1 protein-coding gene is annotated in these 3,637 nt (G+C 43.5%); it reads left to right on the top strand.

Going from position 1 to position 3,637, the window contains the following annotated elements; all coding sequences use genetic code 11:
- The first annotated feature begins 341 nt into the window (after window positions 1-341).
- Window positions 342-3,605, top strand: a complete 3,264-nt coding sequence (locus tag VB836_RS22285; protein WP_323222653.1) for an AAA-like domain-containing protein — start codon at window positions 342-344, stop codon at window positions 3,603-3,605.
- Window positions 3,606-3,637 lie beyond the last annotated feature (32 nt).

The following is a 3,637-nucleotide window of genomic DNA, read 5'->3' as shown; positions in this document are numbered from 1 at the left end:
TTGCGGGAAACATACATTTGTACAGAACCCGCCCCTACAGATGAAATACAAACAGCAATAAGGGGTTTATATAGGTTACTTGCGGGAAACATACATTTGTACAGAACCCGCCCCTACAGATGAAATACAAACAGCAATAAGGGGTTTATATAGGTTACTTGCGGGAAACATACATTTGTACAGAACCCGCCCCTACAGATGAAATAAAAACAGTTAGATCATGTCCGATTAATCGATTATGATTATGTAGGGGCGGGTTCTAAACCATCTCTGATACCCATTACTAAATTAAAAAAACCCGCCCTGTCCCAGAACACGCATTAATCAACCGGACTAATATAATGATTCATTCATCTGAGTCGAATTTTAGCTATCAAGTCGGAGGAAGTCTACCCCCAGACGCCCCAACCTATGTAAAAAGACAAGCCGATGACATCTTTTATAATAAACTAAAAGCCGGTGATTTTTGCTATGTTTTCAACTGTCGTCAGATGGGGAAATCTAGCTTAAGAGTGCGGACAATGCAACGACTCCAAAGCGAAGATGTTGCTTGTGTGGCAATAGATATTACCGGAATTGGAACGTTTGATATTACGCCGGAACAGTGGTATTTGAGCGTGATTGATGCGATAATAGATAATTTAGACCTCTACGAAATCTTTGATTTAGAGGAATGGTGGGAAAGTCTCAACTCTCTGTCTATTATTCGCAGATTTAGTAAATTTTTTAGCGATAAACTCTTACCACTTGTTCCTCTAAATATAGTTATTTTTATTGACGAAATAGATAGTATTCTCAGCTTACCCTTTAATATTGATGACTTTTTTGCTGTTATTCGAGACTGCTACAACAAACGCGCCGATGAACCCATTTATCAACGTTTAACCTTTGCGTTATTGGGCGTAACAACACCCTCTGATTTAATTCAAGACCAACGACGAACCCCTTTTAATATTGGTCACGCTATCGAACTCAATGGCTTTCAAATAAACGAAGCCGAACCGCTAAAAAATGGGTTTATTTCATTAACTGAAAATCCCCAAGCGGTGTTAGAAGCGGTGTTGTATTGGACGAACGGACAACCCTTTTTAACCCAGAAAGTTTGTAAACTAATTCGGGAAAAGTCAGGCGAAATCACACCGGGAAATGAAGCTGACTGGGTGGCGGAATTGGTGCGAGAGAAAATTATTAATCAGTGGGAATATCAAGACAATCCCGAACATTTAAGGACGCTACGCGATCGCCTGTTGAAAGCCGAAGAAAAACGCACCGGACGTTTATTAGGACTCTATCAACAAATCCTACAAAACAAAGAAATACCCGCCGATAATAGCCCGGAACAAATGATATTGAGACTGACGGGGTTAGTCGTTCAAACACAGGGAAAACTGCGGGTTTATAACTCGGTTTATCAGGCGGTTTTTAACTTAAATTGGGTCGAAGAACAACTGGCAAAATTACGACCCTACGCCTCAGCCATTAACGCTTGGGAAAAATCCGGTCGAACCGATGAGTCCCGGTTGTTGAAAGGGGAAGCGTTAACTGAGGCGAAAACCTGGGCAACGGGCAAAAGTTTGAGCGACCAAGATTATCAGTATTTGGCAGCCAGTGAACAACTTGATAAACGAGAAATTCAGGCGACATTAGCCGCAGAAAAACAAGCCAATGAGATTTTAAAACAAGCTAATGATGTTTTAAAACAAGCAAAAAAACGCGCTTCTCTGATTTCTTTGATTACGATAGGAATATTGGGTTTAACTTCAACGATAGCGGCTCTTTATCTCAAACAAGCACATAACGATCTAAACTTAACAGAAGTTCGCCTCACCAGTGCGAATGCAAAGGAATTACTCTCCTCTAAGCAAGGACTTCAATCAATTGTAGAAGCACTGAAAGCAAGCCAAGAGTTGAAAAAATTACCGACTTCTCTCTGGTCAAAACAGAATACAGAGGGGACGGTGATGTCAGTCCTTCACCAAGTTCTCGACCGACCCCAAGAACAGAATAGTATCAATGGGCATGAGAGTGGTGTCAGCGCTGTGGCATTTAGCCCGAAAGGGGATATGATTGCCTCTGGGAGTCGGGACAACACGGTGAAACTGTGGAAGCCCGATGGCACTTTGGTGAAGACATTGCAGGGGCATGAGAATCCTGTCTTGGGTGTGGCATTTAGCCCGAATGGGGATATGATTGCCTCTGCGAGTTCTGACAACACCGTGAAACTGTGGAAGCCCGATGGCACTTTGGTGAAGACGCTATCAGGGCATGAGAATTGGGTCTACGGTGTGGCATTTAGCCCCAACGGGGAATTGATTGCTTCTGCGAGTTATGACAACACCGTGAAACTGTGGAAGCCCGATGGCACTTTAGTTCAGACTTTACAGGGGCATGAGAATTGGGTCTACGGTGTGGCATTTAGCCCGAATGGGGAAATGATTGCTTCTGCGAGTTTTGACAATACCGTGAAACTGTGGAAGCCCGAGGGCATCTTGGTGAGGACTTTGCAGGGGCATGAGAATGGTGTCAACGCTGTGGCATTTAGCCCGAATGGGGAAATGATTGCAACTGCGGGTGGGGACAAGACGGTGAAACTGTGGAAGCTAGATGGCACTTTTGTGAAGACTTTGCAGGGGCATGAGAGTCCTGTCTACGCTGTGGCATTTAGCCCGAATGGGGAAATGATTGCCTCTGCGAGTGTGGACAATACCGTGAAACTGTGGAACCCCGAGGGCATCTTGGTCAAGACATTTGAGGGGCATGAGAGTTCTGTCAACGGTGTGGCATTTAGCCCCAACGGGGAAATGATTGCTTCTGCGAGTTTAGACAACACGGTGAAGTTGTTGACGGTTAATCTTGATGACCTGATCGCAGAAGGTTGTACAGTGGTGAGTGACTACCTGAAAAATAACCCCAATGTCACCGAGGAGGAACGGCGTCTTTGTGGGGTAGAAGCTTCGGCAACGGCTTGGTTTTTGCAGGGCGAACAGTCAGCAGCAAATGGTAAAATTAAAGAAGCGGTTTCTAAGTTTAAACAGGCTGTTAAACTTGACCCTAATTTCAGTTTAAGTTCAGCAGCGAGTTTAGTGAGAAGTGGAGAGTCGTTAGCAGAAAGGGATAAAGTTGATGAAGCAATTTTAGCGTTTAAAACGGCGTTAGAATTTGACCCCAGTTTAACGTTTAACCCGGACAATAAAGCTAATGCTATTGCTTCGATTTTGGAAGGAAAGAATTTAGCAGAAAATGGTAAAATAGATGAGGCATTAGTTCTGTTTGAAAAGGCTCAAAAATTAGATGCTGATTTAAAAATAGATGCTTGGGATTGGAATAAACTGTGTTGGAATGGTAGCCTGAATAAACAAGGGTCGAAGGTGATGTTTGCTTGTGAAAATGCCGTTAAACTTACGCCTAAAAATGAAAATTATATTAATAGTCGGGGTGTTGCCCGGGCGTTAACGGGTGATTTTGACGGGGCGATTAAGGATTTTGAAATGTTCGTTGAATGGACGGATGATGAGAAGGAAAAAGCACAGCGAAAAGGTTGGATAGAGTCGCTGAAAAAGGGTAAAAATCCGTTTACAGATGAGGTGTTGGAGGGGTTGCGTTGAGGTTTATCCCCCTAAATCCCCCTTAGAAAGGG

It is taken from the genome of Limnoraphis robusta BA-68 BA1, from assembly GCF_034932365.1.
GTDB classification, from domain to species: domain Bacteria; phylum Cyanobacteriota; class Cyanobacteriia; order Cyanobacteriales; family Microcoleaceae; genus Capilliphycus; species Capilliphycus robustus.
This window is presented reverse-complemented; position numbering and strand designations above follow the sequence as displayed.